Below are 25,566 nucleotides of genomic sequence, written 5' to 3'. Positions count from 1 at the left end.
CCGGCAACCCCCCACCTGAAAATCTTAAAACCGTCACCCGCGGTTCCCTGGCCAAGCCCGTCTTCGTCGCCCAGGCCATGAAGCGTGCCGGGTTATCCCCCGCCAGCGAATGCACGTCAGGTTTTTAGGAGCGCTTCAATGCCCGAGCTCTATCACTTCTTCCAACAACTGGTTAACGGATTGACCATCGGCAGCACCTATGCCCTGATCGCCATCGGCTACACGATGGTGTACGGCATCATCGGCATGATCAACTTCGCCCACGGCGAGGTGTACATGATCGGTTCCTACGTGGCCTTCATCGCCCTGGCGGGGTTGGCCATGATGGGCATCGACTCGCTGCCGATCCTGATGACCGTCGCGTTCGTGGCGACCATCTTCGTCACCAGTGCCTATGGCTACAGCATCGAGCGGGTGGCCTATCGGCCGCTGCGCAACAGCAACCGCCTGATTCCGCTGATTTCAGCCATCGGCATGTCGATCTTCCTGCAGAACACCGTGCTGCTGTCGCAAGACTCCAAGGACAAATCCATCCCCAACCTGATTCCGGGAAGCTTCTCCTTCGGGCCGGGCGGTGCGGAAGAGGTCCTGGTCTCGTACATGCAGATCCTGGTGTTCGTCGTCACCCTGGTCGCCATGACTCTGCTGACCCTGTTCATCTCCCGCTCACGCCTGGGCCGCGCCTGCCGCGCCTGCGCCGAAGACCTGAAGATGGCCAACCTGCTGGGCATCAACACCAACAACATCATCGCCCTGACCTTCGTCATCGGTGCCGCGCTGGCAGCCGTCGCGGCGGTGCTGCTGAGCATGCAATACGGCGTGATCAACCCCAACGCAGGCTTCCTGGTCGGCCTCAAGGCATTCACCGCCGCGGTACTGGGCGGCATCGGCAGCATCCCGGGCGCCATGCTCGGTGGGCTGGTGCTTGGGGTGGCCGAAGCCTTCGGCGCCGACATTTTCGGTGACCAGTACAAGGACGTCGTGGCGTTCGGCCTGCTGGTCCTCGTCCTGCTGTTCCGGCCGACCGGCATTCTGGGCCGTCCGGAGGTTGAGAAAGTATGAACAAAAATCTTAAACAGGCGCTGTTCAGCGCCGTGCTGGTCTGGGCGGTGGCGTTTCCGGTGCTGGGGCTGAAGCTGAGCATCGACGGCATCCACCTGGTGGTGCACAGCCAAGGCGAGTTCACCCTGACGGTGATCGCCGTGTGCTCGGTGCTGATGTTCCTGCGCGTATTGTTCGACCGGCAATGGAGCGCGACCCTCGGCCAACGCTCAGGGCGCACGCTGGTACCCGCCTCGGTCAGCAACTTCCTGACCCTGCCCAAGACGCAACGCTGGATCATCCTCGGGCTGGTCGTGGCGGCGCTCGCCTGGCCGTTCTTCGGCTCGCGCGGGGCGGTGGACATCGCCACCCTGATCCTCATCTACGTGATGCTGGGCCTGGGCCTGAACATCGTGGTGGGCCTGGCGGGGCTTTTGGACCTGGGCTACGTGGGCTTCTACGCCGTCGGCGCCTACAGCTACGCGATGCTCTCGCACTACCTGGGCTGGGGCTTCTGGATCTGCCTGCCGATCGCCGGCCTGATGGCCGCGACCTTCGGTTTCCTGCTGGGCTTCCCCGTGCTGCGCCTACGCGGCGACTACCTGGCCATCGTGACCCTGGGATTCGGCGAGATCATCCGCCTGTTCCTGCGCAACCTCACCGACTGGACCGGCGGGCCGAACGGCATCAGCAACATCGAAAAGCCGACCTTCTTCGGCCTGACGTTCGAGCGCCGCGCCGCCGAAGGCATGCAGACGTTCCATGAGTATTTCGGCTTGCCGTACAACTCGATGAACAAGGTCATCTTCCTGTACCTGGTCGCCCTGGTACTGGCGCTGGTGGCTTTGTTCGTCATCAACCGGTTGCTGCGCATGCCCATCGGCCGCGCCTGGGAAGCGCTGCGTGAAGACGAGATCGCCTGCCGCGCCCTGGGTCTGAACCCGACCATCATCAAGCTCTCGGCCTTCACCCTGGGCGCGACCTTCGCAGGTTTCGCCGGCAGCTTCTTCGCCGCACGCCAAGGGCTGGTGACGCCGGAATCCTTCACCTTCATCGAATCGGCGATCATCCTCGCCATCGTGGTGCTGGGCGGCATGGGCTCGCAACTGGGCGTGATCCTCGCGGCCATCGTGATGATCCTGCTGCCCGAGCTGATGCGCGAGTTCAGCGAGTACCGGATGCTGATGTTCGGCGCCATGATGGTGCTGATGATGATCTGGCGCCCGCAAGGTCTGCTGCCAATGCAACGTCCCCACATGGAGCTGCGTCGATGAGCCGCGAAATTCTGAAGGTCAGCGGCTTGAGCATGCGCTTTGGCGGCTTGTTGGCGGTCAACGGCGTGGCCTTGACCGTCAAGGAAAAACAGGTAGTGGCGCTGATCGGCCCGAACGGGGCCGGCAAGACCACCGTCTTCAACTGCCTGACGGGCTTCTACAAGCCCAGCGGCGGCAGCATCCTGCTCGACGGCCAGCCGATCCAGGGCTTGCCCGGCCATCTTATCGCCCGCAAGGGCGTGGTGCGCACGTTCCAGAACGTACGCCTGTTCAAGGAGATGACCGCGCTGGAAAACCTGCTGATCGCCCAGCACCGTCACTTGAACACCAACTTCTTCGCCGGTCTGTTCAAGACGCCAGGCTTTCGCCGCAGCGAAAAGGAGGCCATGGAGCGCGCGGCCTATTGGCTGGACAAGGTCAACCTGACCGAATTCGCCAACCGCACCGCCGGCACCCTCGCCTACGGCCAGCAACGGCGCCTGGAAATCGCCCGCTGCATGATGACCCAGCCGCGCATCATCATGCTCGACGAGCCCGCTGCGGGCCTGAACCCGAAGGAAACCGAGGACCTGAAGGCGCTGATCGGCTATCTGCGCGAATCCCATGACCTGACCGTGCTGCTGATCGAGCACGACATGAAACTGGTGATGAGCATTTCCGACCACATCGTGGTGATCAATCAGGGCACGCCCTTGGCCGACGGCACGCCCGAAGCGATTCGCGACAATCCTGACGTGATCAAGGCCTACCTGGGGGAGGCGTAAATGCTCAAGTTCGAAAACGTTTCCACCTTCTACGGCAAGATCCAGGCGCTGCACAGCGTCAACGTCGAGATCAACCAGGGCGAGATCGTCACCCTGATCGGCGCCAACGGCGCGGGCAAGTCGACCCTGCTGATGACGTTGTGCGGGTCGCCTCAGGCCCACAGCGGCAGCATCAAGTACCTGGGTGAAGAGCTGGTGGGCCAGCCCTCCTCGCTGATCATGCGCAAGAGCATCGCCGTGGTGCCCGAAGGCCGCCGCGTGTTCGCCCGCCTGACGGTGGAAGAGAACCTGGCCATGGGCGGCTTCTTCACCAACAAGGGCGATTACCAGGAGCAGCTCGACAAGGTGCTGCACCTGTTCCCGCGGCTAAAGGAACGCTACGTGCAACGCGGCGGCACCATGTCGGGCGGGGAACAGCAGATGCTGGCCATCGGTCGGGCGTTGATGAGCAAGCCCAAGCTATTGCTGCTCGACGAACCCTCGCTGGGCCTGGCGCCGATCATCATCCAGCAGATCTTCGACATCATCGAACAGCTGCGCCGCGATGGTGTGACGGTATTCCTGGTCGAACAGAACGCCAACCAGGCGCTGAAAGTGGCCGATCGCGCCTATGTGCTGGAAAACGGCCATGTGGTGATGCAGGGCACGGGCGAGGCGCTGCTGGTGGACCCGAAAGTGCGCGACGCGTACCTGGGCGGTTGAACCAAGGGCCTTCGGGCCCTTTTTTCTGCCCACCCTTTTTGCCATGAATCCAGCGCCCCTTGAGCTCGACGTTCTGGCTCGGTAACGTGCCCCTCTTTTCGCCATAACGCTGGAGCTACCCATGCGCGCCACTTCCACGCTGTTGCTCGCCGCCTTGTTGCCGCTGTTCGCCGGCTGCCAGTTGCTGGCCGATCCCCCAAGCGACCCGAACGTCGGCGGTACCCGCCTGCAAGGCGAGCTGAGCGCCAGCGACGGCAAGCTGCTGTTCCAGCCGTGCAACGAGAGCCGTCGTTTCGTAGTCAACGACGCTGGCAACACTGGCCTGTTGCAGGAAGCCGACAACCTGGCGCCAGACGCCAAGACCCGGCTGTTCGCCGACTTGCGCGGTCGCCTGGGCGGTAGCCGTCAGGTCGACAGCCAGGGGCAGTTCGACGTGCAGCGCCTGTACCGCCTGGAGCCTGCGGGCGATGGCTGTATGGACCCTAATTTCAAGCAGTTGACCCTGCGCGCCGAGGGCCACTCCCCCGACTGGAACGTCAAGGCCAGTGGCCGCGGCATGATCGTCGAGCGCGCGGGCAAGGAGCCGCTGCCCTTGCCGTTCCTCGAAGAGGAAATTCCCGGCGGTGGCCTGAGCCTGACCAGCGAGGCCAATGGCCAACATGTGGAACTGTGGGCCGCCCCACAGCGCTGCGTCGACCCTTCCACCGGCGCCATTCGCCACCTGCGCACCGAGCTGCGCATCGACGGCCAGACCTTGCAGGGCTGCGGCTACTTCGGCGGCGCGCGGGACAACTGATCGGAAGGATGCGTTTACGCTGCCAGCGATGGCAGCGAAACCCTTATACTCCGCCGTTTGTTTAAAGCCGCCGGCCATCCCGGGCCGGGAGAGTGGACCTTGTCATGCTACGAATCAACGAACTGAAGCTGCCCCTGGATCATCCCGATGAAGCGCTGCGCGAAGCCATCGTGCAGCGCCTGGACATCGCCGATGAACAACTGCTCGGCTTCACGCTATTCAAGCGCAGCTACGATGCGCGCAAGAAGAACAGCGAGCTGCTGTTCATCTACACCATCGACCTGGAGACCAGCAACGAAGCCGAGCTGCTACGCAGGTTCGAGGACGACCGCAACGTCGGCCCGGCGCCGGAAGTGACCTACCAATACGTCGGCCATGCGCCCAGCGAGCTCGAGGAACGCCCCTTGGTCGTGGGATTCGGGCCTTGTGGCATTTTTGCTGCGCTGCTACTGGCGCAGATGGGCTTCAAGCCCATCGTGCTGGAGCGTGGCAAGGAAGTGCGCCAGCGCACCAAGGACACCTGGGGCCTGTGGCGCAAGAGCGAACTCAACCCCGAGTCCAACGTGCAGTTCGGCGAAGGCGGTGCGGGCACGTTCTCCGACGGCAAGCTGTACAGCCAGATCAAAGACCCCTTGCACCACGGCCGCAAGGTGCTGGAAGAGTTCGTCAAGGCCGGCGCGCCGGACGAGATTCTCTACATCAACAAGCCGCACATCGGCACCTTCCGTCTGACCGGCATGGTCGAGACCATGCGTCAGGAGATCATCGCCTTGGGCGGCGAAGTGCGCTTCGAGCAAAAAGTCAGCGACCTGCTGATCGAAGGCGACCAGCTGGCGGGCGTGGTGCTGGAAAGCGGCGAGCAGCTGCTGTCGCGGCATGTAGTTCTGGCCTTGGGCCATAGTGCCCGCGACACCTTCCGCATGCTGCACGCCAAGGGTGTGTTCATGGAGGCCAAGCCGTTCTCCGTGGGCTTTCGTATCGAGCACCCGCAGACGCTCATCGATAAGGCGCGCCTGGGCAAGTATGCCGGCCACCCGAAACTGGGCGCTGCGGATTACAAACTGGTCTACCACGCCAAGAATGGCCGTTCGGTCTACAGCTTCTGCATGTGCCCTGGCGGTACCGTAGTGGCTGCGACCAGCGAGCCAGGACGGGTCGTCACCAACGGAATGAGCCAGTACTCGCGTAACGAACGCAACGCCAACTCGGGGCTGGTGGTCGGTATCGATCCAGAGCGTGACTACCCAGGCGGACCATTGGCCGGCATCGAGTTGCAGGAACGCCTCGAAACACTGGCCTATGAGATGGGCGGTCGCAACTATCAGGCACCGGCGCAATTGGTCGGGGACTTCATCGCAGGCCGGCCGTCGACGGCGCTGGGCAGTGTCGAGCCGTCCTACAAACCCGGCGTCACCCTGGGCGATCTGGCGACGAGCCTGCCGGCCTTCGCCATCGAAGCGATCCGCGAGGCGTTACCGGCCTTCGAGCGACAGATCAAGGGCTATAGCCTGCACGACGCGGTATTGACCGGTCTGGAAACGCGCACCTCTTCGCCGCTGCGCATCACCCGCGGCCTGGATTTCCAGAGCGTCAACCTCAAGGGCCTGTTCCCGGCGGGTGAAGGGGCCGGTTATGCGGGGGGCATTCTTTCGGCAGGCGTCGACGGTATTCGCATCGCCGAGGCGGTGGCCACTGCAATGCTCGGTGCGCACCAGGCTTGATCCCGCTCGCCTGAATGGCTTGCGCTGTTTGGATCGAAACCATAAAAAAACCCGACAGGCTAGGCCTGTCGGGTTTTTTGTTGCCAGCGTGATCAGTGGGAAACGCGGCTGGTGCCATCGACCGTCATGATGCGAACGCGCTCGCCGACGCGAAACACTTCGTTCTGCTGCACCTGCTGCACGTAGGAGCGCATGCTGCCGTCGTCTTCACGCACGGTGATCTCGACCCCTTGGGTGCGGGTCAGGCCCTCTTCGGCTGCCGAGCCGGCCAGGCCACCTGCGACCGCACCGATCACAGCCGCCACCAAGCTGCCACGACCGCCACCGATGGCGCTGCCCGCCACACCGCCGACCACTGCGCCCGCGCCACCGCCGATCGGCGTTTTGGTGCCCTCGATCTTCACCGGACGCAGGGATTCGATGGTGCCCAGGCGTACGGTCTGCACGCGGCGGGCTTCGTCACGGGAGTAGCTGTCGCCGGTCAGGTTGGAAGCACAGCCTCCAAGCAACAGCGACGCGGTAGTGAAGGTCGCTACCAGCAAAGCGGATTTACGCATGGGTGGAATCTCCGTTGGTAAGGTGTTCATTAGACGCCGCGCGGTGACGGCTGTCACGGTCATGGCGAAGAAAAAAGCATGTCGTTCAGCCCGCGGACAGCTTGCACCGTTCACGACATGAATGCCTTATGGAGATGTGACAGAAAGGGGGCGCCGATTGTTGCATTGTGTGTGCAGCAACGGCGCCAGTCGGCTCAGGGCGCTAGACGCTCGCGTTGCCAATGCCCCTGGTCGAGACGGTAGTTCAGCCGGTCGTGCAGCCGGCTGGGGCGTCCCTGCCAGAACTCGATGCGATCAGGCACCAGGCGGTAACCGCCCCAGTGCTCGGGGCAATGGGGCTGGGTGTCGGAAAAGCGCGCTTCGGTTGCCTTGACCAAGGCTTGCAACGCTTCACGATCAGCGATCACCTGGCTCTGTGGCGAGGCCCAGGCGCCCAGGCGGCTGCCCAAAGGGCGAACCTGGTAGTAGGCGTCCGACTCTTGCGCCGAGACTTTTTCGACCCGGCCCTCGATCCGCACCTGACGCTCCAGCGCCGGCCAGAAGAAGGTAATGGCGGCGAAAGGCCGCGCAGCCAGTTGCTGGCCTTTTGCGCTGTCGTAGTTGGTGAAGAAGGTGAAGCCTCGGTCGTCCAACCCCTTGAGCAGCAACACCCGGCAATGCGGGCGACCGTCGGCGTCGACCGTGGCCAGGGTCATGGCGTTGGCTTCGACCGGCGCCTGCTCGGTCTGCACGGCGTCGGCGAACCATTGTTTAAAGAGGCTGAAGGGCTCGTCAGGGGCTTGGTCCTCGACCAAGCCATCCCGGGTGTAGTCACGGCGCATGTCGGCCAGAGACGAAGTCATTCCAGCGTTCCTCGCCGATCAGTTGGTCTTGGTGTTGGCCGCGACGCGTTTGTCATCGGTCTTGCTTTTGGCCGCAGCTTTGGCGGGTGCAGCCTTCTTGGCGGCGGGCTTGGCCGATGCCTTGGCTTTGGCCACGGGCTTTTTCGCAGCGGGTTTGGCCGCAGCCTTGGCAGCAGGTTTGGCTTTGGCCGGTGCCTTGGTGGCTGGCGCAGCGGCGACAACCGGTTTGACGTCTTGAGCAGCGACCATGGCCGCAGGGGCCTGGGCTGGGGTCTGGTATTTGGCCATCAGCGCCAGCATGGTGTTCTGCGGAGTCAGCAGCAGCTCGACGCGGCGGTTGAGGGCACGGCCTTGCGGGCTGTCGTTGGCCGCGCGCGGCATGACCGAGCCCATGCCCTTGAGGTTCAGGCGGTCACGCTGCAAGCCGCTGAGGCGGAAGATCGCCGACACCGAAGCCGCACGCTCCAGGCTCAGGCGTTGGTTGGCCACGGCGGCGCCGGTGCTGTCGGCATGGCCCAGGACCAGTACGGCGGTCTTGGGGTCGCCTTCGACCACCTTGGCTACGCGGGTGATCGGTGCCAGCGTGATCGGCAGCAGCATGTTCGGGCGGTCGGGGTTGTACGAGCCATCGACGGGAATGGTCACGGCCAGCACATCGTCGCGGCGCTCCAGCTCGAACGTGCTGTCTTTGAGCGCTTCGCGCAACTTGGGCTCGTATTGGTCGAGCCAAGCCTGGGTCGCTTTCTGGTCGATCTTCGGTACCGCAGCCACAGGCGCCTGGTCCTGTTTGCCCTCACCACCGAACGGCCACCACCAGCGGTTGCCCGAACCGCTCTTGCTGGCCGCCTTGGCATCGGCCTGGGCGACCTTTTCGGTGACGGCGTCCTTCACATCCTTGTCGGCGACCTGGTCCGAGCCGAACGGCCACCAGCTACGGCCGCTGTCGCTCGAGGCATTCTGTTGCGAGTGCTGAGCGCAGCCAGTCATGGCCAGGCACAGGGCGAGAGCTAAGGTTTTATGTGAGGACATCAGCGATACACCATGAATTGAAAAGGAATTTTGCCAGCGCACATCGAGCAGTGGCCCTCAGAATAGACAAAGCATTCGAGCAATACCGAACTACCCGATCAAAGGCATGTCCGCAGCACCTGCACCAGGCGCTGAGCCCTTGGGTCCATCAACACGTAGGGGCCCAAGGTATTGGTGACGAAGCCGAAAGCCACATCGTGTTCGGGATCGGCGAAGCCTACCGAGCCACCCGCGCCCGGGTGTCCGAAAGCGCGCGCGCCCAGGCCGAACGTGGCGTTGGCGACCTGCGGTTGGTCGAGCATGCAGCCCAGCCCGAAGCGCGTCTGCGTCAGCAACGTGCGGTCTTCGCCCAGGCTGTGCTCGCGGGTGAGTTCGTCGAGCAGTTCGGACTCGAGCAGGCTGCCGTCCAGCAAACCGGCGTAGAACCCCGCCAGGCTGCGCGCATTGCCATGGCCGTTGGCGGCCGGCTGCTGCATGCGCCGCCACTCGGGCTTGTTGGTGCTGGTCAGGATCGCCGGGGGGTTGGTGAAGGCGCGGGTCGAGAGCGCTTCCGGCTCGCGCAAGGTGACCTGTAGCAAGCGTTGGGCCGCTGCATCCCCGGCGTTGCCTTTGCCACGGGCGATGTGCGCCACGCGGTGGAACTCCTCGTCGGCCAGGCCGATGTGGAAATCGAGGCCCAGCGGCTTGGCGGTGCGAGCGACGATCGACTCGCCGGGGCCACGGCCGTCGACCCGGCGAATCAGCTCGCCGATCAGCCAGCCGTAGGTGATGGCGGCGTAGCCGTGCTCGGCTCCGGGGGTCCACCACGGGCGTTCGGCGGCCAGGGCATCGGTCATCGCCTGCCAGTCGTACAGCGACTCGGCCGGCAGCAATTGGCGAATGGCCGGCAGGCCGGCGCGGTGGCTGAGCAACTGGCGCAGGGTCACGCCTTCCTTGCCGGCCTGGGCGAACTCGGGCCAGTAGCGCGCTACCGGCGCATCGAGCGCCAACTTGCCCTCGCCCACCAGTTGCAGCGCGGTGACGGCGGTGAAGGTCTTGGTGCAGGAGAACAGGTTGGCGATGGTGTCGCTGTGCCAGGCCTGCTGCCCGTCGCGGTCGGCGGTGCCGGCCCATAGGTCCACTACCGTCTCGCCACCGACCTGCACGCACAACGCCGCGCCGCGCTCCTGGGGATCGTCGAAGACGGCGGCGAAGGCCTCGCGCAGCGCTTCGAATTGCAGTTCGTAATGCCCCTGGATCTGCACGGCCTGGTTCTCCCGACGGGTTGAAAAAGGCGTGCATTGTTTCAGCACTCGAAGCGTTTGCATACAGGCCAGCGGCAACGAATGCAGGGCAAGGCCGATGCCCCGGCCTTGAACCTGACAAAGGTCAAGGCGCGGGAGCGATCAGGCGCTTGGCCAGTTGTTGATCGAGCAGCAGGTTGCGCTTGCGCACTGCCTCGACGAAACCGCTCCAGGCCACATCGGTGATCGCGACCAGGCCCAGATGGCCGTTTTCACCATCGAGCAGACGCCCACTGGCGGGCTGGTCGAGGTACTGGAACCAGTGCGCGCCGACGATCGTCGGCTGTTCCAGGGCAGCGTCGAGGAAGGCGGCATAGGCAGCGCCGCGATCTTCCTCGCGCGGCAGCTCCAGCGGCCCCGGCCAGAACGGGCCACGGTCGCGCGAACCGAACTGGAATTCCGAGACCAGCAGCGGCTTGTCCAGCTCGGCCAACTGCGCGAAGTCGTAACCGTCCTGGGGTTTGAGGGTGTAGAAGTTGAAACTCAACACGTCGCAGAACTCGGCACAGGCCTTGACCGCCTCCGGCGAAGTGACGCCATAGCGGCCGCCCAGCAGCAAATGGTTGGGCGCGTGCCATTTCAGGGCATCGGAAATGGTCTTGAAGTAGGTCTGGGCGAAGACATCCTGGAAATGCTGGTAGTCGCGTTCGATTTCCGGGTGCTCGGGCGTCGGCAATGGCGCTTCGAAGCCTGGATCTTCCATCAATTCCCAGGCTTGCAGGTCGATGCCCCAGGCCTTGGACAGCCCCTGCTGGTTGCGGTACTTGTCGCGCAGTTGCTTGAGGAACGCACGCTTGGCCGGCACGTCGGTGGTCAGGCGCAAAGTGCCGAAGGCCAGGCCATAGCGAGCCTTGGCATCGGCGCCGGGCGCAGCCCAGGCCAGTTCGTTGTCGGCGAAGTAACCGATCAGCCAGGGGTCGTCGCGGTGATCGCGGGCGGCGATGGCCACGGCGCGCTCGGTGGCCATGGCGAAACGCGGGTCGAACGGGTCGGGCATGCGCCCCCACCAGTCCATGCCCGTGCTGATGCTGGCGTAGTCGCCGACGATGGCCAGCGGCAAGGTGTAGGGTACACGTTGGGCCTGGCCCAGGGCCGGATCGCTCCAGTTGCCCAGGGTGTTGAAGCCCCAGGCCAGCAAGCGATCGATGGCCTGGGTTTGCCACCGCTCGGCAGCCGCTTTCGGCGCAGGGCAATCGCTGCCCGGCTGGCCTTCAACCGGCGCAGGACAGGGCACCGCATGGCTGCGGTGGAGGTTGGCCGCATAGAAATCGTACCAACGGCCTTGTTTGAACCCTCGGCCTTGCGAGGAGGCATTGCCATCGTCGTTGTTGCCTTGTCCGTAGAACGCGGCGAGCGGTTCGCCTTCGGTCGGCAGGGCTTTGAACATGCCCTCGCGACCGGTGACGTACGTGCGCCCACCGTCGGCGGCCACGGCGTTGACGCCCAAGGAGAAGAAGCCGTGCCCATCTGGCGTCACCAGGTACCAGCGCCCATCGCGCTTTTCAGTGCGAAAAAAACCACTGGCCTCGAACGCGGGGCCTGCCAGCACGCCGCCATAAGGGTCGAGCTTGCGCCCCTCGCGTTCGGCCAACCAGCCCTTGAGCTGTTGCCGTTCTCGCTGCGCCGCAGCGTTGAGTTGTTCGTCGGTAGCGATCTTGTCGGGCCAGTTGGCGCGAGTCGACTGGCCATAGGTGTCGATCAGTTCGGCATAGGCGGCGCTGTAGGCCTGGTCGTCGTCCTGCAGGCCGACCTTTTCGATCAGCAGGCTTTGCGCGACGTTGGGCTTGGGAATGCTCAAGCTGACCGAACTGACCTGCTTGAGGTCGACTGCGCCGACACTGCTGGTGAATAACAGCCGCTGCCCCTGGTGGTTCCACGGCATCGGCGGCCCGGCGCGCATGCCTTGGCCGAGCGGAGAACGTGCGGTCAGGGGCACCAGCACCGTTTGCGCCGGCCCCGAGGGCAAATCGACACGGCTGGTCAGGCGCTGGCCGTCGCGGCTCTCGACCACCACGTCCACGCTCAAGGCCCAGTCCATGCCGCTTTGCAAACGCAGGGTGAGGAACTGCCCGCTCGACCAGTCCCAGTTGCCGCTCTGCGGTGCGAGCTGCAAGGTCGGGCGCTCGGCCGGGTTGAACACGACCCGCCTCAGCACTTCGCCTTGGGCGGTCTGCTCGGCGTTGTACTGCGGCAAGGCCGTGTCCTGCGTGTTCACATTGATGACCGAAGTGGGCCGAACGAAGCTGAACACCGCCTGCTGCCCAGCCCACAGGGGCGAGGCGAACATCAGGGCAAGCACGGCAGGCAGGCTGCGAGGGATCATGGGGCGGTGTCACTCCTTGTAGAGACCGGCCCTTATAGAGCTACAGGGCTCGCGACCGAATGGAAGGCAATAGGCCGACGCATCGTGCGCCGGCGATCAGCCGATTTCCCGCCGGAACGGCGGTAGCGCGTTGAGAATAGCCTTGCCGTAGCGCTGCGTGACCAGACGCCGGTCGAGCAAGGTGATGACGCCGCGGTCCTGCTCGGTGCGCAGCAACCGGCCACAGGCCTGGATCAGGCGCAACGAGGCATCGGGCACGGCGATCTCCATGAACGGGTTGCCGCCGCGGGCTTCGATCCACTCGGCCAGGGCCGCTTCGACCGGATCGTCCGGCACGGCGAAGGGAATCTTGGCGATGACCACGTGCTCGCAATAGGCGCCCGGCAAGTCGACGCCTTCGGCGAAGCTGGCCAGGCCGAACAGCACGCTGTGCTGGCCATCGTCGACGCGCGCCTTGTGCTTGTTCAGGGTTTCCTGCTTGGACAGGTTGCCCTGGATCAGCACCAGCTTGCGCCACTCGCGGTCCAGGCCGTCGAACACGTCCTGCATCTGCTTGCGCGAAGAGAACAGCACCAGCGCGCCGCGCGCGTCTTCGACGATGCCCGGCAGGTCGCGGATGATGGCCGCGGTATGCGCCGTGGCGTCGCGCGGGTCGGCGCGCAGGTCGGGCACGCGCAGCACGCCGGCGTCGCCGTGCACGAAGGGGCTGGGCACCACGCAGGTCATGGCGTCGCGCGGCAGCCCCGAGCGCATGCGGAAGCGGTCGAACTTGCCCAGTGCGGTCAAGGTGGCCGAGGTGACCAAGGCGCCGTAGGCCACGTTCCACAAATTGCGGCGCAGCATTTCGGCGGCCAGGATGGGGCTGGCATTGACCTCGATGTCGAACTGCGCACCGCTGTCGGCCAGCGACAGCCAACGCGCCATGGGCGGGCTGTCTTCGGGGTCTTCGGCGGTGAAGGCGGTCCACAGTTCCCAATTGCCCTGGGCGCGGGTCAGCAGGCTGCCGAACAGCGGGTACCACTCCTCGGCCTGGTGGCTGGGAATACCGATGCTGACTTCGGCGTCCATGCCTTCCTTGAGCAGGTCGGCCAGGCGGGTGAACAAATCGTTGAGCCGGGCGAAGCCTTTCTTCAGTTCGATGCCCGCCTCGCGGATGGCTTCGGGCACCACGCCGCCCTCGAAGCGGTAGCGCGGGCGCTCGCGCCCTTCGTTGTCTTCGCTGGGGCGGAAATCGGCGACCTGTTCGCACAGGGTGAACATGAACTGCTGTTGGGTACGGATTTCCCGCGCCAGCTCAGGCACCTGCTCAATCCATTTGCCCAGGTCGCCCGGCAGGGCTTGTTGGGCCAGCAGCTTGGTCAGGTTCTTGGCCGTCTGCTCCAGCCAGTCGGCGGTGGAGCGCAAGCGCGAGAAGTGGGCGAAGTGGCCGATGGCCTTGTCGGGCAGGTGGTGGCCTTCGTCGAACACATACATCGTGTCGCGCGGATCGGGCAGCACGGCGCCACCGCCCAGGGCCAAATCGGCCAGGACCATGTCGTGGTTGGTGACGATGACATCGACCTTGCCCATGCCTTCGCGCGCCTTGTAGAACACGCATTGCTGGAAGTTGGGGCAATGGCGGCCGGTGCACTGGCTGTGGTCGGTGGTCAGGCGCGCCCAGTCCTGGTCTTCGAGGGTTTCCGGCCAGCTGTCGCGGTCGCCGTCCCAGCGGTTGCCGGCCAGCTTCTCGATCATGCTGCTGAACAGCTTCTGGCTGCGCTCGTCGACCTCGATGTGGAAGCCCTCCTCCTCGAACAACTGCGCAGTGGCCGACTGCGCCTGGCCTTCCTGCAGGAGGATGTCGAGCTTGGACAGGCACAGGTAGCGGCCGCGGCCTTTGGCCAAGGCAAAGCTGAAGTTCAGGCCGCTGTTGCGCATCAGGTCGGGCAGGTCCTTGAAGACGATCTGCTCTTGCAGGGCGACCGTGGCGGTGGCGACCACCAGCCGCTTGCCCGCCGCCTTGGCGGCGGGAATGGCGGCCAGGCTGTAGGCCACGGTCTTGCCGGTACCGGTGCCGGCCTCGACCGCGACCACGGCCGGGTCGCCGCTGCGCCGGCCTTCTTCGTCCACCGCGATGTCGCCGAGCACCTTGGCGACCTCGGCGATCATCAAGCGCTGGCCATAGCGCGGCTTGAGGCTCTTGGCTTCGAGAAAACGCGAATAGGCGCCTTGGATGGTGGCTTTGAGTTCGTTGCTGATCATGGTCTGCGTGCCCGAGGGCTGGATATATTTTCAGTGCTTTACACGGGCCGGGTACTATACCCGGCAATTGTCCGTTACGCCCCATGGAGATCCACATGCTTGCCCTTGCCCTGCCCTACACACTGCATGTGCTTGCCGCGCTGATCTGGGTCGGCGGCATGTTCTTCGCCTGGCTGGTGCTGCGCCCGGCGCTGGCTGCGGCCCTGGACGGGCCAAGCCGACTGAAGGTCTGGGGGGAAGTTTTCCCACGCTTCTTCGGATGGGTCTGGGTGGCCATCGCGACCTTGGCGATCAGCGGTGTGGCCATGATCCATCAGCGCTTCACCGGTTTCGAAACGGCGCCGCGCTATGTGCAGTGGATGATCGGCGGGGGCATCGTGATGGTCGCGTTGTTCCTGCGCGTGCAGACACTTCTGTTACCGCAACTGCACACCGCCGTGCAGAAAGAAGACTGGGCCGAAGGCGCGCGCGTCATGGCCTCGATCCGACGGATGGTGGGCTGCAACCTGCTGCTCGGGCTGGCGGTGGTGGCCCTGGCCAGCGCGCGCTGGAGCCTGTGACTGAGCGCTCGGCCAAAGGGCTGCCAGGTCTAGGACCGGGACAAGGGCCGTGGAATGGACATGACGTGAAAGATGCCGGTCAAGAGGATTTGCAGACGGTCGAACCAACGGTGGCTGCGCTCGCGCAGGCTGCCATTGAAGGCGAGCATTTCCAGCACGTGCAGGCCGAACAGCAGCACGCCGGCAGCCTTGATCAACAACGCGAACGGCATGGCCTGGGGCAGCAACTGGTTGAACAGCACAACGCCCCAGAACAACACGGTCAGCGCTTTACCCAGCATCAGTACGGCTTTCATCCCGCTCTCCTCGATGACTCCCGATGGCTGCCCAGCATGCCGCAGATCGTCGTCCGGCACGATCCCGGTCATCGCCTGGCTCGAAGGGAGACCCGCGCACCTTTAGGTGGTACGCGGGCGCGGCCCACTCAACGCTCGATCTTGATTTCCGTGCGGCGGTTCATGGCACGGCCCTCGGCCGTGGCGTTGTCGGCCACCGGCTGGCTTTCCCCGGCACCGCTCACCGAGACGAAGCTTGCGCGGGGCACGCCGCTGCTGACCAGGTAATCGGTCACCGAATGGGCGCGGCGGTCGGACAGCTTTTTGTTGTAGCCATCGGCACCGACACTGTCGGTGTGCCCGGTCACGCTCAAGCGAGCGCTGGCCGCTTCCTGCTTGAGGCGGGTGGCGATGGTGTTGAGACGGTCCTTGTCGGCGGCGGTCAGGCGCGCCGAATCGAACTCGAAGTGCACGTCGCGGATCACGATCACTTCTTCTTTCTCGACCACGACGACTTCTTCGACCACCGGCGGCGGCGCTGGCGGCTGCAACGGGCAGCCCGTGGCGTCGACCTGCACCCCGCGCGGCGTGCCTGGGCACTTGTCGCGACTGTCCGGCACACCGTCGCCGTCTTCGTCGCCGTCGCCATGGGCCCAGCAATAGCCGGCCGCCAGGCCGCCACCGAGCAGCGCGCCCCAACCCGTCCAACTGGAACTCTCGATGGCGCCGAGGGCGGCACCGCCTACGCCCCCTACTGCGGCGCACTTGGGCCAATCGGTTTTCTGCAGGCCGGCGCAACCGGTCAACAGACCGGAAAGCAGCACCAGAGGTAACGCCGTACGGACTATGCTCATGCGTGGCTTCTCCCAGGGATAGGGCCGGCCTGGTGGTCGGCTCATCGCAGTAAAGACGCTGCCTTGCGGTACTGCCAGCGTTACGCCAGCATTGCACCCGGCGGCCTCTATGCCCACGGGCTGCAGAGGGCTAGTCTTGAGCGTCACAACGAGGAGCGGCAATGACCACGAGTTTTTCCGAACGCACTCCGCAACAAGCCCTGGCGGCCCTGCTCGAAAGGGTGCGCCCACAGCGCCTGCTCCTGGTCGGTAGTCAGTTCCCCGCATTGACGGCATTCACCCAGGCGCATCCGCAGTGCGTCATCGATGTCGCCGCCCCAGGCCCCTTGCCCGCCGCCATGGCGGGCCAGCGTTACGACTTGGCGATAATGGTCGAATGCCTGGAACACCTGCCCAAGCGCAGCGGCTTGGAACTGCTCGGCGGCATCCGCAATCTGAACGCCAGCAAAGTCGCGGTGCTGGCCGATCTGCACGCCTGCGGCTGGCAGGACACCGACTTCTTCGCCCTGGCCCTGTCGGCCAGCGAGCGGTTCCGCCGCGATCGGCAGCAGCTGTGCCTGTTCACCTATGATCTACGCGACTACAAGCACGTCCCGGACTGGCTCAACGCCCGGTTCTGGGCCAATCCGGAAAATTTTGGCAAGTACTGGTGGTGAATTCATGAGCGTTTCGGTCTGCCCTTGCGGCAGTGGCAACCTACTCGACGCCTGTTGCGGCCATTGGCATGCCGGCACGCCGGCGCCCGATGCCCAGGCCTTGATGCGCTCGCGCTACAGCGCCTATGTGCTGGGCCTGCTCGACTACCTGCACGACACCACCCTGCCCGCCCAGCGCGCTGGCCTGGACCGCGCCGCGATCGCCGCTTGGAGCGCCCAGAGCACATGGCTGGGGCTGGAGGTTCATGACGTGGAAGTGCTCGGCGGCCAACCGGAGCATGCCTTCGTCACGTTCACCGCACGCTGGCACGATGCCGAGGGCGACCATCAGCACCGCGAACGCTCGGCCTTCGTGCAACACGAGGGTCGCTGGTACTTCATCGACCCCACCGTAGCGCTCAAAGCCGGCCGCAACGATCCCTGCCCCTGCGCCAGCGGGCAAAAATTCAAGAAATGCTGCGCCAGCTACCTGGCAGGATGACCCATGACCCTTTCAAGCCGTCTGCTGGTTCTGAGTACGTTGCTAGGCCTGCTGACCGGCTGCGTGAGCTGGGGCGGCAACGAATGGCGCCAGCCGCAGGTGCACCTGGTGAAGGTGAAAACGGTCAAGGCCAGCCTGCACCAGCAGGAGTTCGTCCTGCGCCTGCGGGTCGACAACCCCAACGACAGCCGCCTGTTCATCCGCAGCATCGACTACACCGTCATGCTCAACGACATCCCGTTGGTGGTCGACCAGGCCAGCCTCTGGCGCAGCGTGGCAGGCGAGGATTCGCGCAGTTTCAACATCACCGTACGCACCAACCTATGGCGGCACATGAAACCCCTGGCGAAACTGATCCGCAGCAAGCAGCCGCTCGCCTATCGGCTCAAGGCCGACCTGCATACCGGCCTATTCTGGTTCACGGACCTGCATGTCTCGCGCAGTGGTGAGATACTGCACGGCGATTTTCTACCGGAGTGACCCGTAATGACCCAACAACCCCACGTTCATGGCCCCGACTGCGACCATGGTCACGATCATCACGATCACGACCACGGCCATGTGCACGGCCCGCACTGCAACCATGGCCACCAGGAGCCGGTGCGCAACGCCCTCAAGGACGTAGGCCGCAACGACCCCTGCCCATGCGGCAGCGAGAAGAAATACAAGAAGTGCCACGGCGCCTGATCGGCGTTCGGCCTTGAGGGTCGCTGGGATCAGCCCAGCGGCCATTCCACGGGCGGTAGCGCCTCGTAGCTGGGTTTGGCGAACAGGTAGCCCTGGAACAGCGAGATCCCCAGCGCTTTCAGCACCTTATATTCGTCGAGTTGCTCGACGCCTTCGGCGATCAGGCGAATGTTCAATTTCCGGCAGATGCCGACGATGCCTTCGACGATGGTGAAACGCGTCGAGTCCAGGTGAATGTTGCGTATCAGCTCCATGTCGAGTTTGACGATGTCCGGCTGGAATTCGGCCAGCAGCCCCAAGCCTGCGTAACCGGCGCCAAAATCGTCGATGGCGGTCTTGAACCCTTGCCGTTGGTATTCCAGCAGAATGTTCTTCAGGTGCGCACGGTCAGTGAGCTGCTCGCCCTCGGTGACCTCGAACAGAATGCGCTGGGTGGGAAAACCGACCCGACGCGCCGCTTCGAGCGTGGCACGGATGCACGCCGCCGGCTGATAGACCGCGTTGGGCAGGAAATTGATGCTCAGATAGCCTTGCAACTGCAACTTGGCGGCCAGTTCCACCGCCTTGATCCGGCAGTTCTGGTCGAAGGTGTAGCGGTTGTCTTCGTTGACCTGCCGCAGAATGCTGTACGCGCCACTGCCGTCGGTACCCCGCACCAATGCCTCATAACCGAACACACGCCGCTCGTCGGCATCGACGATCGGCTGGAACGCCATGCTGAAATCGAAGGGCAGCGGCGCCTGGTCGGCGCACCGGCTGCAGCCGACCGGGCGGGGTGAGTCGGTGGAGGTGGGTGGACGTGTCATGCTGTTTACCTCAGATGGCCTATTGCCGTCATGCTTCGACGCGCTCAATGCCCACAGGTTCTACGCCTGGCCGAATCATCTCCATGACTTTGCGGGCCATATCGCATGCCGCTGTCCGCAAAACCAGGCAGCGCCGCCTGTCCGACCTCGTCTGAGGGCGCAAAAAAGCCCGCCCCGCCGCTTGCTTACCGGACAGCCCGTCACTAACGTAGCGCCTTTCGCAAACCACCCTCGCCTTGCAGGAGCTCCCGCCATGGCCGCCGCCGCCTTCGCGCCCTTTCGCCCACGCCTTAGCGTCATCGCCACGCTGCTCGGCACGCTCGGCCTGGCCGGCTGCCAGATGGCCGCAGAACCGGGCAACGTGCCGCCCAGCGTTGGGGTGCAACCGCTCAAGGGCCTGGCCCAGGGCGCCTCGGTGCGCCGCAACGAGATGGGCGCGCCGCTGATCGAGAGCGGCAACTTCCACGATGCGCTGTTCAGCCTCGGCTACGTGCAGGGTGTGGACCGTATCGAACAGATGGTCACCCTGCGCTTACTGGCCCAAGGCCGCCTGGCCGAATTGGCCGGTGCCGATGCCCTGGACATCGACCGCCTCATGCGTGCGGCGAACCTGCGCCAGACCGCTGCCCAGCAATACGCCGATGCTTCCCCGCGCCTGCAGCGCTTCTTCGAGGTCTATGCCCGCGGCGTGAACGCCTACCTGTACCGCTACCGCGACAACCTGCCCGCGGGCCTCGCGCGCAACGGCTACCGCATCGAGTACTGGAAACCCGAAGACTCGGCGCTGATCTTCAGCCTTTATGCCTTCACCCAATCGGTGAACCTGCACGAGGAGCTGTCGGCCTTGACCCTGGCCCAGCACGTCGGCAGCGACAAGCTGGCCTGGCTGTTGCCGGTGGCCGCCGACGAGCCGTTGGCCGAGGCCGAAGTCGACAAGCTCAAGGGCCTGGACCTCGCCCGCCAGCTACCGGGCTTGGCTGCCGTGGCGGCCGCCGCCAAACGCCTGGCCGATGCGCAACTGTTGGGCACCCCAGGCTCGACCAACCTTGCCCTCGGTCCGCAACGCAGCCGCAGCGGCAACAGCCTGCTGGCCAGCGACAGTCGCGCCGCCTGGGCACTGAGCCCGGTGCAACTGCACACCGGCAAGTACCAGGTCGCAGGCCTTGCGCTGCCGGGCCTGCCGCTGGTGCTGGCCGGCTACAACGGCAAGCTGGCCTGGAGCAGCAGCGCGGTGCTGGCCGACGACCAGGACCTGTACCTGGAGCAGGTCCGCCGCCAGGGCGACCGCCTGACCTACCTCGCCGACGGCAAATGGCTGGCGGCGCGGGCGCGCACCGAAACCTTCCTGGTCAAAGGCCAGCGCCCGGTGCGCGAGGTGCAATACGAAACCCGCCACGGCGTCCTGCTCGGCCAACCGGACAACGGTGGCCTGGCGTTGGCGCTGCACCTGCCCTCGCTCAAAGGCGATCGCAGCCTCGATGCGCTGTTCGACCTGACCCGCGCCACGTCGGTGGAAAAAGCCTTCGACAGCACCCGCGAGATCGGCGCCGCCGCGCTCAACTTCGTCTTCGCCGAACCACAGCACATCGGTTGGCAGGTCAGCGGTCGCTACCCGAACCGCCGCGAAGGCCAGGGCTTGCTGCCCTCGCCCGGCTGGGACGCGCGCTACGACTGGGACGGCTACGCCGACCCGATGCTGCACCCCTACGATCAAGACCCGACCAGCGGCTGGATCGGCCACGCCAACGAGCGCAGCCAGCCCAAGGGCTACGGCATGCAACTGTCGAGCAGCTGGTATTACCCGGAGCGCGCCGAGCGCCTGGCGCAGTTGGCTGGCAACGGTCGGCACGACAGTCGCAGCCTGACGGCGCTGCTCAACGATCAGGTCACGCCCATGGCCGACAAGCTCAAGCGCATGCTCCAAGCGCCTGGCATGGCGCAGCCGCTCAAGCAGGCCATCGACGCCCTGCCGGCCGCTGAGCGCGACCAGGCCCGCGAAGCGCTGGCGCGGCTCTTGGCCTTCGACGGCCGACTCAGTGCCGGCTCGGCGGATGCCGCGCTGTATGAGCTGTTCCTCCAAGCAGTGGCGCGACAGACCTTCCTCGACGAGCTTGGCCCCGAATCGGGCGCGGCCTGGCAGGCCTTCGCCGGCAACGCACGGCTGTCGTATTCGGCCCAGGCCGACCACCTGCTGGGCCGTGACGACAGCCCGTTCTGGGATGACCGCAGCACCGCGCAGCGCGAAGACAAGCCGACCATTCTGGCGCGCAGCCTGGCCGCCGCCATGCGCGACGGTATCCAGCGCCTGGGCGCCGACCGCCGCGCCTGGCAATGGGGAGCGCTGCACCAGTACCGCTGGCCTGCCCCAGCTTTGCCCGGTGCGACCGACGGGCCAGAACGCCCGCCCCTGGCCACTGGCGGTGACTTCAGCACCCTGGCGCTGACGCCTTATGCCTGGGGTAGCGACTTCGACACAGCGCTGCCAGCCTCGGCCCGCATGCTGGTCGACTTCGGTCAGGCCGAGCCGCTGCAACTGCTGACCAGCACCGGTGCGTCCGACGCCTTCGCCGGCAGAGGCCTCGACGCCTGGTTCAAGGGCCGTTACATGACCCTACCCCTGCAGCCGCAGCATTTCGAGCGCGCCTATGGCAAGCAGCGCCTGTCGCTGGTGCCCGGCAAGTAAGCGCCCGATTCGGTCGAACTTCCATCGCGGCGGTGCGCTCCCAACAGGAACATCCTGAGGGGCGCACCGCATGGACCTCGTCATCGCTCGACCCGAAGGGCTGTACTGCCCGCCGGGAGATTTCTACATCGACCCGTGGCGCCCGGTTTCCCGTGCGGTCATCACCCACGGTCACGGCGACCACTCGCGGCCCGGCAACGGCCACTACCTGACCGCGGCCCCCGGCGAAGGCGTACTGCGCAGCCGCCTTGGCCAGGACATCAACCTGCAGACCCTGCCCTATGGCGAGCGCCTGGTGCACAACGGCGTGACCCTGAGCCTGCACCCGGCCGGCCATGTACTGGGCTCGGCGCAGGTGCGCCTGGAATACCAAGGCGAGGTGTGGGTCGCCTCGGGCGACTACAAGGTCGAGCCCGACGGCACCTGCGACCCGTTCGAGCCGGTGCGCTGCCACACCTTCATCACCGAATCCACCTTCGGCCTGCCGATCTACCGCTGGCCCAGCCAGGCCGAGATCTTCGCCCAGGTCAACGAGTGGTGGCGCGGCAATGTCGAACAGGGCAAGGCCAGCGTGCTGTTCAGTTATGCCTTTGGCAAGGCCCAGCGCCTGCTGCACGGCATCGATGCGAGCATCGGGCCGATTCTGGTGCATGGCGCAGTGGAGCCGCTGAACCGGGTCTACCGCGAGGCCGGTATCGCCTTGCCCGACACCCGTTACGCAGGCGATGTCGCACGCAACGACCCGTTGCTGCGCAGCGCCCTGATCGTCGCGCCGCCATCGGCCGGCGGCAGCAGCTGGATGAAGCGCTTCGGCGACTACAGCGACGCCTTCGCCAGCGGCTGGATGCGCCTGCGCGGCACACGCCGCCGCCGCGGTGTGGACCGCGGCTTCGTGCTGTCCGACCACGCCGACTGGCCTGGGCTGCTGTGGGCCATCGAGCAGACCGAGGCGCAGCGGGTCATGGTCACCCATGGCTCGGTCAACATCCTGGTGCGTTACCTCTGCGAACAGGGTCTGGATGCGCGTGGCTTCGTCACCGAGTACGGCGAAGAAGACGACACCACAGCGGCGGAGCCACACCCATGAAGGCCTTCGCCGAGCTGTACCTGCGCCTGGACGCCACTACTTCCAGCAATGCCAAACTCCTGGCCCTGCGCGAATACTTCGCTGAAGCGCCGCCCGACGATGCCGCCTGGGCGGTGTACTTCCTGGCCGGCGGCAGGCCGCGGCAACTGGTGCCGACCCGCGTGCTACGCGAGCTGGCCACGCACCTTTCGGGCCTGCCGGACTGGCTGTTCGAAGAGAGCTACCAGGCCGTGGGCGACATGGCCGAGACCATTTCGCTGCTGCTGCCCGAATCCGAATACCTCAGCGACGAAGGCCTGGCCCATTGGGTCGAGGCCTACTTGCTGCCGTTGCGCGGGCAGACGCCTGAAGAACTGCACGAGCGCCTGCCCAACCTCTGGGCGCAGCTCGACCGGCCCAGCCTGATGCTGTGCCTGAAGCTGATCACCGGCAGTTTCCGCGTCGGCGTGTCCAAGCTGCTGGTCACCCGCGCCCTGGCGCAATTGGCCGAGCTGGACCCCAAACGCGTGGCCCAGCGCCTGGTGGGCTACACCGACCTCAGCCACCGGCCCACCGCCGAACGCTACCTCAAGCTGATCGCCGAAGAGTCCGACGCCGAGCACAGCGAGCGTGGCGGCCAGCCCTACCCCTTCTTTCTCGCGCATGCCTTGCAGGCGCCCACCGACCAGTTCGACGGGCTGCTCGGCGCACCCAGCGACTGGCAGATCGAATGGAAGTGGGACGGCATCCGCGCCCAAGTGGTCAAACGCGACGGCCAGCTATGGATCTGGTCGCGTGGCGAAGAGCTGGTCACCGAGCGCTTCCCGGAGCTGCACAGCCTGGGCGAAACCCTGCCCGACGGCGTGGTGCTGGACGGCGAGATCCTGGTATGGAAACCCGGCAGCACGGCCGAGGACGTCGCCGTGCAACCTTTCGCCCTGCTGCAACAGCGCCTGGGGCGCAAGACCTTGGGCAAGAAGCTGCTCACCGACGCGCCCGTGGTGTTGCAGGCCTACGACCTGCTCGAATGGCAAGGCGAGGACTGGCGCAGCCGCCCGCAGCACAAACGGCGCAGCCAGCTGGAACGCTTGGTCGACGAGCATCCGTTGGCCCCGGTGCTGCTCTCGCCCCTGATCCAGGGCAAGGACTGGGCCGACCTCGACCGTCAGCGCGAAGCGTCGCGGCGCCTGGGCGTCGAAGGCATGATGCTCAAGCAGCGCGAAGCCTTGTATGGGGTGGGCCGCACCAAGGACATGGGCGTGTGGTGGAAATGGAAGGTCGACCCGTTCAGCGTCGATGCCGTGCTGATCTATGCGCAGCGCGGCCACGGCCGGCGGGCCAGCCTGTACAGCGACTACACCTTCGCCGTGTGGGACGGCCCGCCCGGCACCCCGGGGCGCACCCTGGTGCCCTTCGCCAAAGCCTATTCGGGCTTGAGCGACGAAGAGATGCGCAAGGTCGATGCGATCGTGCGCAAGACCACGGTCGAGACCTTCGGTCCGGTGCGCAGCGTCACCCCGACTTTGGTATTCGAGCTGGGCTTCGAAGGCATCGCCCTGTCCAAGCGGCACAAGAGCGGCATCGCCGTGCGCTTCCCGCGCATGCTGCGTTGGCGCCAGGACAAGACCGTCGAACAGGCCGACGACCTGGCGATCCTGCAAGGGCTGCTGGCCTGAAGCGATAGCGGGCAGGCGCGGCGATCCTGTGCTTTCATTGGCAGGCGCCGCGCCGTTGCAGCGCCGCTTGCCCACTCGCACCGCATTTTCAGGACCCTCCATGCACCTCGTCAGCCACGACCTGCTTTCGCCCGTTCCCGGCGTCACCCGCCAACTGCACAGTTTCCACTTCGGCCCGCATGGGACCGGCAAGGTGTATATCCAGGCCGCGCTGCATGCCGACGAATTGCCGGGCATGCTGGTGGCATGGCACCTCAAGCGCCAGTTGCTGGTCCTGGAGCAGGCCGGGCGCCTGCGCCGCGAGATCGTGCTGGTGCCCATCGCCAACCCCATCGGTTTGGAGCAGGTATTGCTCGATGCGCCGCTCGGCCGTTTCGAACTGCACAGCGGCGAGAACTTCAACCGGCGCTTCGTCGACTTGGCCGACGAGGTCGGCGACCGTATCGAAGCCCAGCTTGGCGAGGACGCCGAACGCAACCAGGCGCTGATCCGCCGGCAACTCTGCGCCGCCCTGGCCGAGCACCGCGCCCACACGCCGCTGCAGTCGCTACGCCTGGCCTTGCAGCGTCTGGCCTGCGACGCCGAGCTGGTGCTCGACCTGCACTGCGATTTCGAGGCCGTCGAGCACCTCTACACCACGCCGGACGCCTGGCCGCAGATCGAACCGCTGGCACGCTACCTGGGCGCCGAAGCCAGCCTGTTGGCCACCGACTCGGGCGGGCAGTCGTTCGACGAATGCTTCAGCCTGGTCTGGTGGCAGTTGCAACAACGCTTCGCCAAGCGTTTCCCGATCCTGTTGGGCAGTCTGGCCGTCACGCTGGAGTTGCGGGGGCAGAGCGACGTCAGCCATGAGCTGGCCACACGGGATTGCCAGGCGATCCTGGACTTCCTCACTCACCGCCAAGCCATCGACGGCCTGGCGCCTGCCCTGCCTGCACTGCGTCGCCCCGCCACGCCCTTGGCCGCGGTGGAGCTGGTGGCGGCGGCCAGCGGCGGGCTGTTGGTATTCCACGCCCGCCCCGGACAGTGGCTGGAGGCCGGCGCCCTGATCGCCGAGGTCATAGACCCGCTCACCGACCAGGTGCAGCAGCTGCACAGCACACAGCCGGGCCTGCTCTACGCGCGCAGCGTGCGGCGTCTGGCCACCAGCGGCATGGTGGTCGCCCATATCGCCGGCGAGCAGGTCTGTCGCAGCGGTTACCTGCTGGGTAACTGAAGCGCCGGTAAAACCAACCGGGACGCCGTGCGG

At 65.5% G+C, this 25,566-nt stretch carries 24 protein-coding genes; 15 read left to right on the top strand and 9 right to left on the bottom strand.

Features of this window, described 5'->3' with window-relative positions:
- The first annotated feature begins 138 nt into the window (after positions 1-138).
- From livH to B4M43_RS01780, 6 genes are all read left to right on the top strand, one after another.
- Positions 139-1,062, top strand: coding sequence for a high-affinity branched-chain amino acid ABC transporter permease LivH (livH, locus tag B4M43_RS01805; RefSeq protein ID WP_296263568.1), 924 nt, complete (start codon positions 139-141; stop codon positions 1,060-1,062).
- Entirely contained in the window at positions 1,059-2,315 is a 1,257-nt protein-coding gene (locus tag B4M43_RS01800; RefSeq protein WP_296263567.1) for a high-affinity branched-chain amino acid ABC transporter permease LivM, read from the top strand. Before livH ends, B4M43_RS01800 begins: the two co-directional genes overlap by 4 nt.
- A complete protein-coding gene (livG, locus tag B4M43_RS01795) occupies positions 2,312-3,079 on the top strand; it encodes a high-affinity branched-chain amino acid ABC transporter ATP-binding protein LivG (protein WP_296263563.1) in 768 nt (255 codons plus the stop codon). Before B4M43_RS01800 ends, livG begins: the two co-directional genes overlap by 4 nt.
- Complete coding sequence (locus B4M43_RS01790) at positions 3,080-3,781, top strand: ABC transporter ATP-binding protein (RefSeq protein ID WP_296263562.1); 702 nt, start codon at positions 3,080-3,082, stop codon at positions 3,779-3,781. It begins immediately after the preceding gene.
- Between the two features lie 121 nt (positions 3,782-3,902).
- Positions 3,903-4,577, top strand: coding sequence for a COG3650 family protein (locus B4M43_RS01785; protein WP_296263560.1), 675 nt, complete (start codon positions 3,903-3,905; stop codon positions 4,575-4,577).
- A gap of 104 nt (positions 4,578-4,681) precedes the next feature.
- Complete coding sequence (locus tag B4M43_RS01780; RefSeq protein ID WP_296263558.1) at positions 4,682-6,298, top strand: NAD(P)/FAD-dependent oxidoreductase; 1,617 nt, start codon at positions 4,682-4,684, stop codon at positions 6,296-6,298.
- Between the two features lie 92 nt (positions 6,299-6,390).
- Here B4M43_RS01780 and B4M43_RS01775 read toward each other — a convergent pair whose 3' ends face one another.
- The 6 genes from B4M43_RS01775 to dinG form a co-directional block, all read right to left on the bottom strand.
- Positions 6,391-6,855, bottom strand: a complete 465-nt coding sequence (locus tag B4M43_RS01775; protein WP_296263556.1) for a glycine zipper 2TM domain-containing protein — start codon at positions 6,853-6,855, stop codon at positions 6,391-6,393.
- Positions 6,856-7,049: 194 nt separating this feature from the next.
- The gene (pdxH, locus tag B4M43_RS01770) at positions 7,050-7,697 is read right to left on the bottom strand and encodes a pyridoxamine 5'-phosphate oxidase (protein ID WP_296263555.1); all 648 of its coding nucleotides are present in this window, start codon (positions 7,695-7,697) and stop codon (positions 7,050-7,052) included.
- A gap of 18 nt (positions 7,698-7,715) precedes the next feature.
- Positions 7,716-8,726: an OmpA family protein gene (locus tag B4M43_RS01765; protein WP_296263553.1), complete on the bottom strand. Its 1,011-nt coding sequence runs from the start codon at positions 8,724-8,726 to the stop codon at positions 7,716-7,718.
- A 98-nt stretch (positions 8,727-8,824) separates the two neighbouring features.
- Positions 8,825-9,970 carry a serine hydrolase domain-containing protein gene (locus B4M43_RS01760; protein ID WP_296263551.1) on the bottom strand — a complete coding sequence of 382 codons (1,146 nt, stop codon included), beginning with the start codon at positions 9,968-9,970 and terminating at the stop codon, positions 8,825-8,827.
- 124 nt (positions 9,971-10,094) lie between these two features.
- A complete protein-coding gene (locus B4M43_RS01755; RefSeq protein WP_296263549.1) occupies positions 10,095-12,332 on the bottom strand; it encodes a beta-galactosidase in 2,238 nt (745 codons plus the stop codon).
- Positions 12,333-12,428: 96 nt separating this feature from the next.
- Entirely contained in the window at positions 12,429-14,573 is a 2,145-nt protein-coding gene (gene dinG, locus B4M43_RS01750) for an ATP-dependent DNA helicase DinG (RefSeq protein ID WP_296263547.1), read from the bottom strand.
- Between the two features lie 95 nt (positions 14,574-14,668).
- Between dinG and B4M43_RS01745 the strand changes: the two genes are divergently transcribed.
- Positions 14,669-15,133 carry a DUF4149 domain-containing protein gene (locus B4M43_RS01745; protein WP_296263545.1) on the top strand — a complete coding sequence of 155 codons (465 nt, stop codon included), beginning with the start codon at positions 14,669-14,671 and terminating at the stop codon, positions 15,131-15,133.
- 29 nt (positions 15,134-15,162) lie between these two features.
- On the opposite strand, the gene B4M43_RS01740 is transcribed toward B4M43_RS01745, so the two are convergent.
- Entirely contained in the window at positions 15,163-15,429 is a 267-nt protein-coding gene (locus B4M43_RS01740; protein WP_296263542.1) for a DUF1145 domain-containing protein, read from the bottom strand.
- Positions 15,430-15,557: 128 nt separating this feature from the next.
- Complete coding sequence (locus tag B4M43_RS01735; protein WP_296263539.1) at positions 15,558-16,262, bottom strand: OmpA family protein; 705 nt, start codon at positions 16,260-16,262, stop codon at positions 15,558-15,560.
- A gap of 161 nt (positions 16,263-16,423) precedes the next feature.
- On the opposite strand from B4M43_RS01735, the gene B4M43_RS01730 reads away from it, so the two are divergent.
- The 4 genes from B4M43_RS01730 to B4M43_RS01715 are packed head-to-tail and all read left to right on the top strand — an operon-like array spanning position 16,424 to position 18,086.
- On the top strand, positions 16,424-16,918 hold the full coding sequence (locus B4M43_RS01730) for a DUF6231 family protein (protein WP_296263536.1): 495 nt from the start codon (positions 16,424-16,426) through the stop codon (positions 16,916-16,918).
- 4 nt (positions 16,919-16,922) lie between these two features.
- Positions 16,923-17,399 (top strand): YchJ family protein, encoded by a 477-nt coding sequence (locus tag B4M43_RS01725; RefSeq protein WP_296263533.1) that lies wholly within the window; start codon positions 16,923-16,925, stop codon positions 17,397-17,399.
- 3 nt (positions 17,400-17,402) lie between these two features.
- A complete protein-coding gene (locus B4M43_RS01720) occupies positions 17,403-17,879 on the top strand; it encodes an LEA type 2 family protein (RefSeq protein ID WP_296263531.1) in 477 nt (158 codons plus the stop codon).
- 6 nt (positions 17,880-17,885) lie between these two features.
- A complete protein-coding gene (locus B4M43_RS01715) occupies positions 17,886-18,086 on the top strand; it encodes an SEC-C metal-binding domain-containing protein (protein WP_296263529.1) in 201 nt (66 codons plus the stop codon).
- Positions 18,087-18,115: 29 nt separating this feature from the next.
- Here B4M43_RS01715 and B4M43_RS01710 read toward each other — a convergent pair whose 3' ends face one another.
- On the bottom strand, positions 18,116-18,892 hold the full coding sequence (locus B4M43_RS01710) for an EAL domain-containing protein (RefSeq protein ID WP_296263527.1): 777 nt from the start codon (positions 18,890-18,892) through the stop codon (positions 18,116-18,118).
- A 253-nt stretch (positions 18,893-19,145) separates the two neighbouring features.
- On the opposite strand from B4M43_RS01710, the gene B4M43_RS01705 reads away from it, so the two are divergent.
- From B4M43_RS01705 to B4M43_RS01690, 4 genes are all read left to right on the top strand, one after another.
- Positions 19,146-21,575 (top strand): penicillin acylase family protein, encoded by a 2,430-nt coding sequence (locus tag B4M43_RS01705; RefSeq protein WP_296263524.1) that lies wholly within the window; start codon positions 19,146-19,148, stop codon positions 21,573-21,575.
- A gap of 70 nt (positions 21,576-21,645) precedes the next feature.
- Positions 21,646-22,662 carry a ligase-associated DNA damage response exonuclease gene (locus B4M43_RS01700; protein WP_296263522.1) on the top strand — a complete coding sequence of 339 codons (1,017 nt, stop codon included), beginning with the start codon at positions 21,646-21,648 and terminating at the stop codon, positions 22,660-22,662.
- Positions 22,659-24,317 carry an ATP-dependent DNA ligase gene (locus tag B4M43_RS01695; protein WP_296263521.1) on the top strand — a complete coding sequence of 553 codons (1,659 nt, stop codon included), beginning with the start codon at positions 22,659-22,661 and terminating at the stop codon, positions 24,315-24,317. The genes B4M43_RS01700 and B4M43_RS01695 overlap by 4 nt, the downstream gene beginning before the upstream one ends.
- Positions 24,318-24,417: 100 nt before the next feature.
- A complete protein-coding gene (locus B4M43_RS01690; RefSeq protein ID WP_296263519.1) occupies positions 24,418-25,533 on the top strand; it encodes a succinylglutamate desuccinylase/aspartoacylase family protein in 1,116 nt (371 codons plus the stop codon).
- The last annotated feature ends 33 nt before the right edge of the window (positions 25,534-25,566 follow it).

Origin of the sequence: Pseudomonas sp. UBA6562 (assembly GCF_002434265.1) — a bacterium.
In the GTDB taxonomy this organism is placed as follows: Bacteria; Pseudomonadota; Gammaproteobacteria; order Pseudomonadales; family Pseudomonadaceae; genus Aquipseudomonas.
Note: the sequence above shows the minus strand (reverse complement) of the source record. Positions and strands in the feature narration are given on the sequence as shown.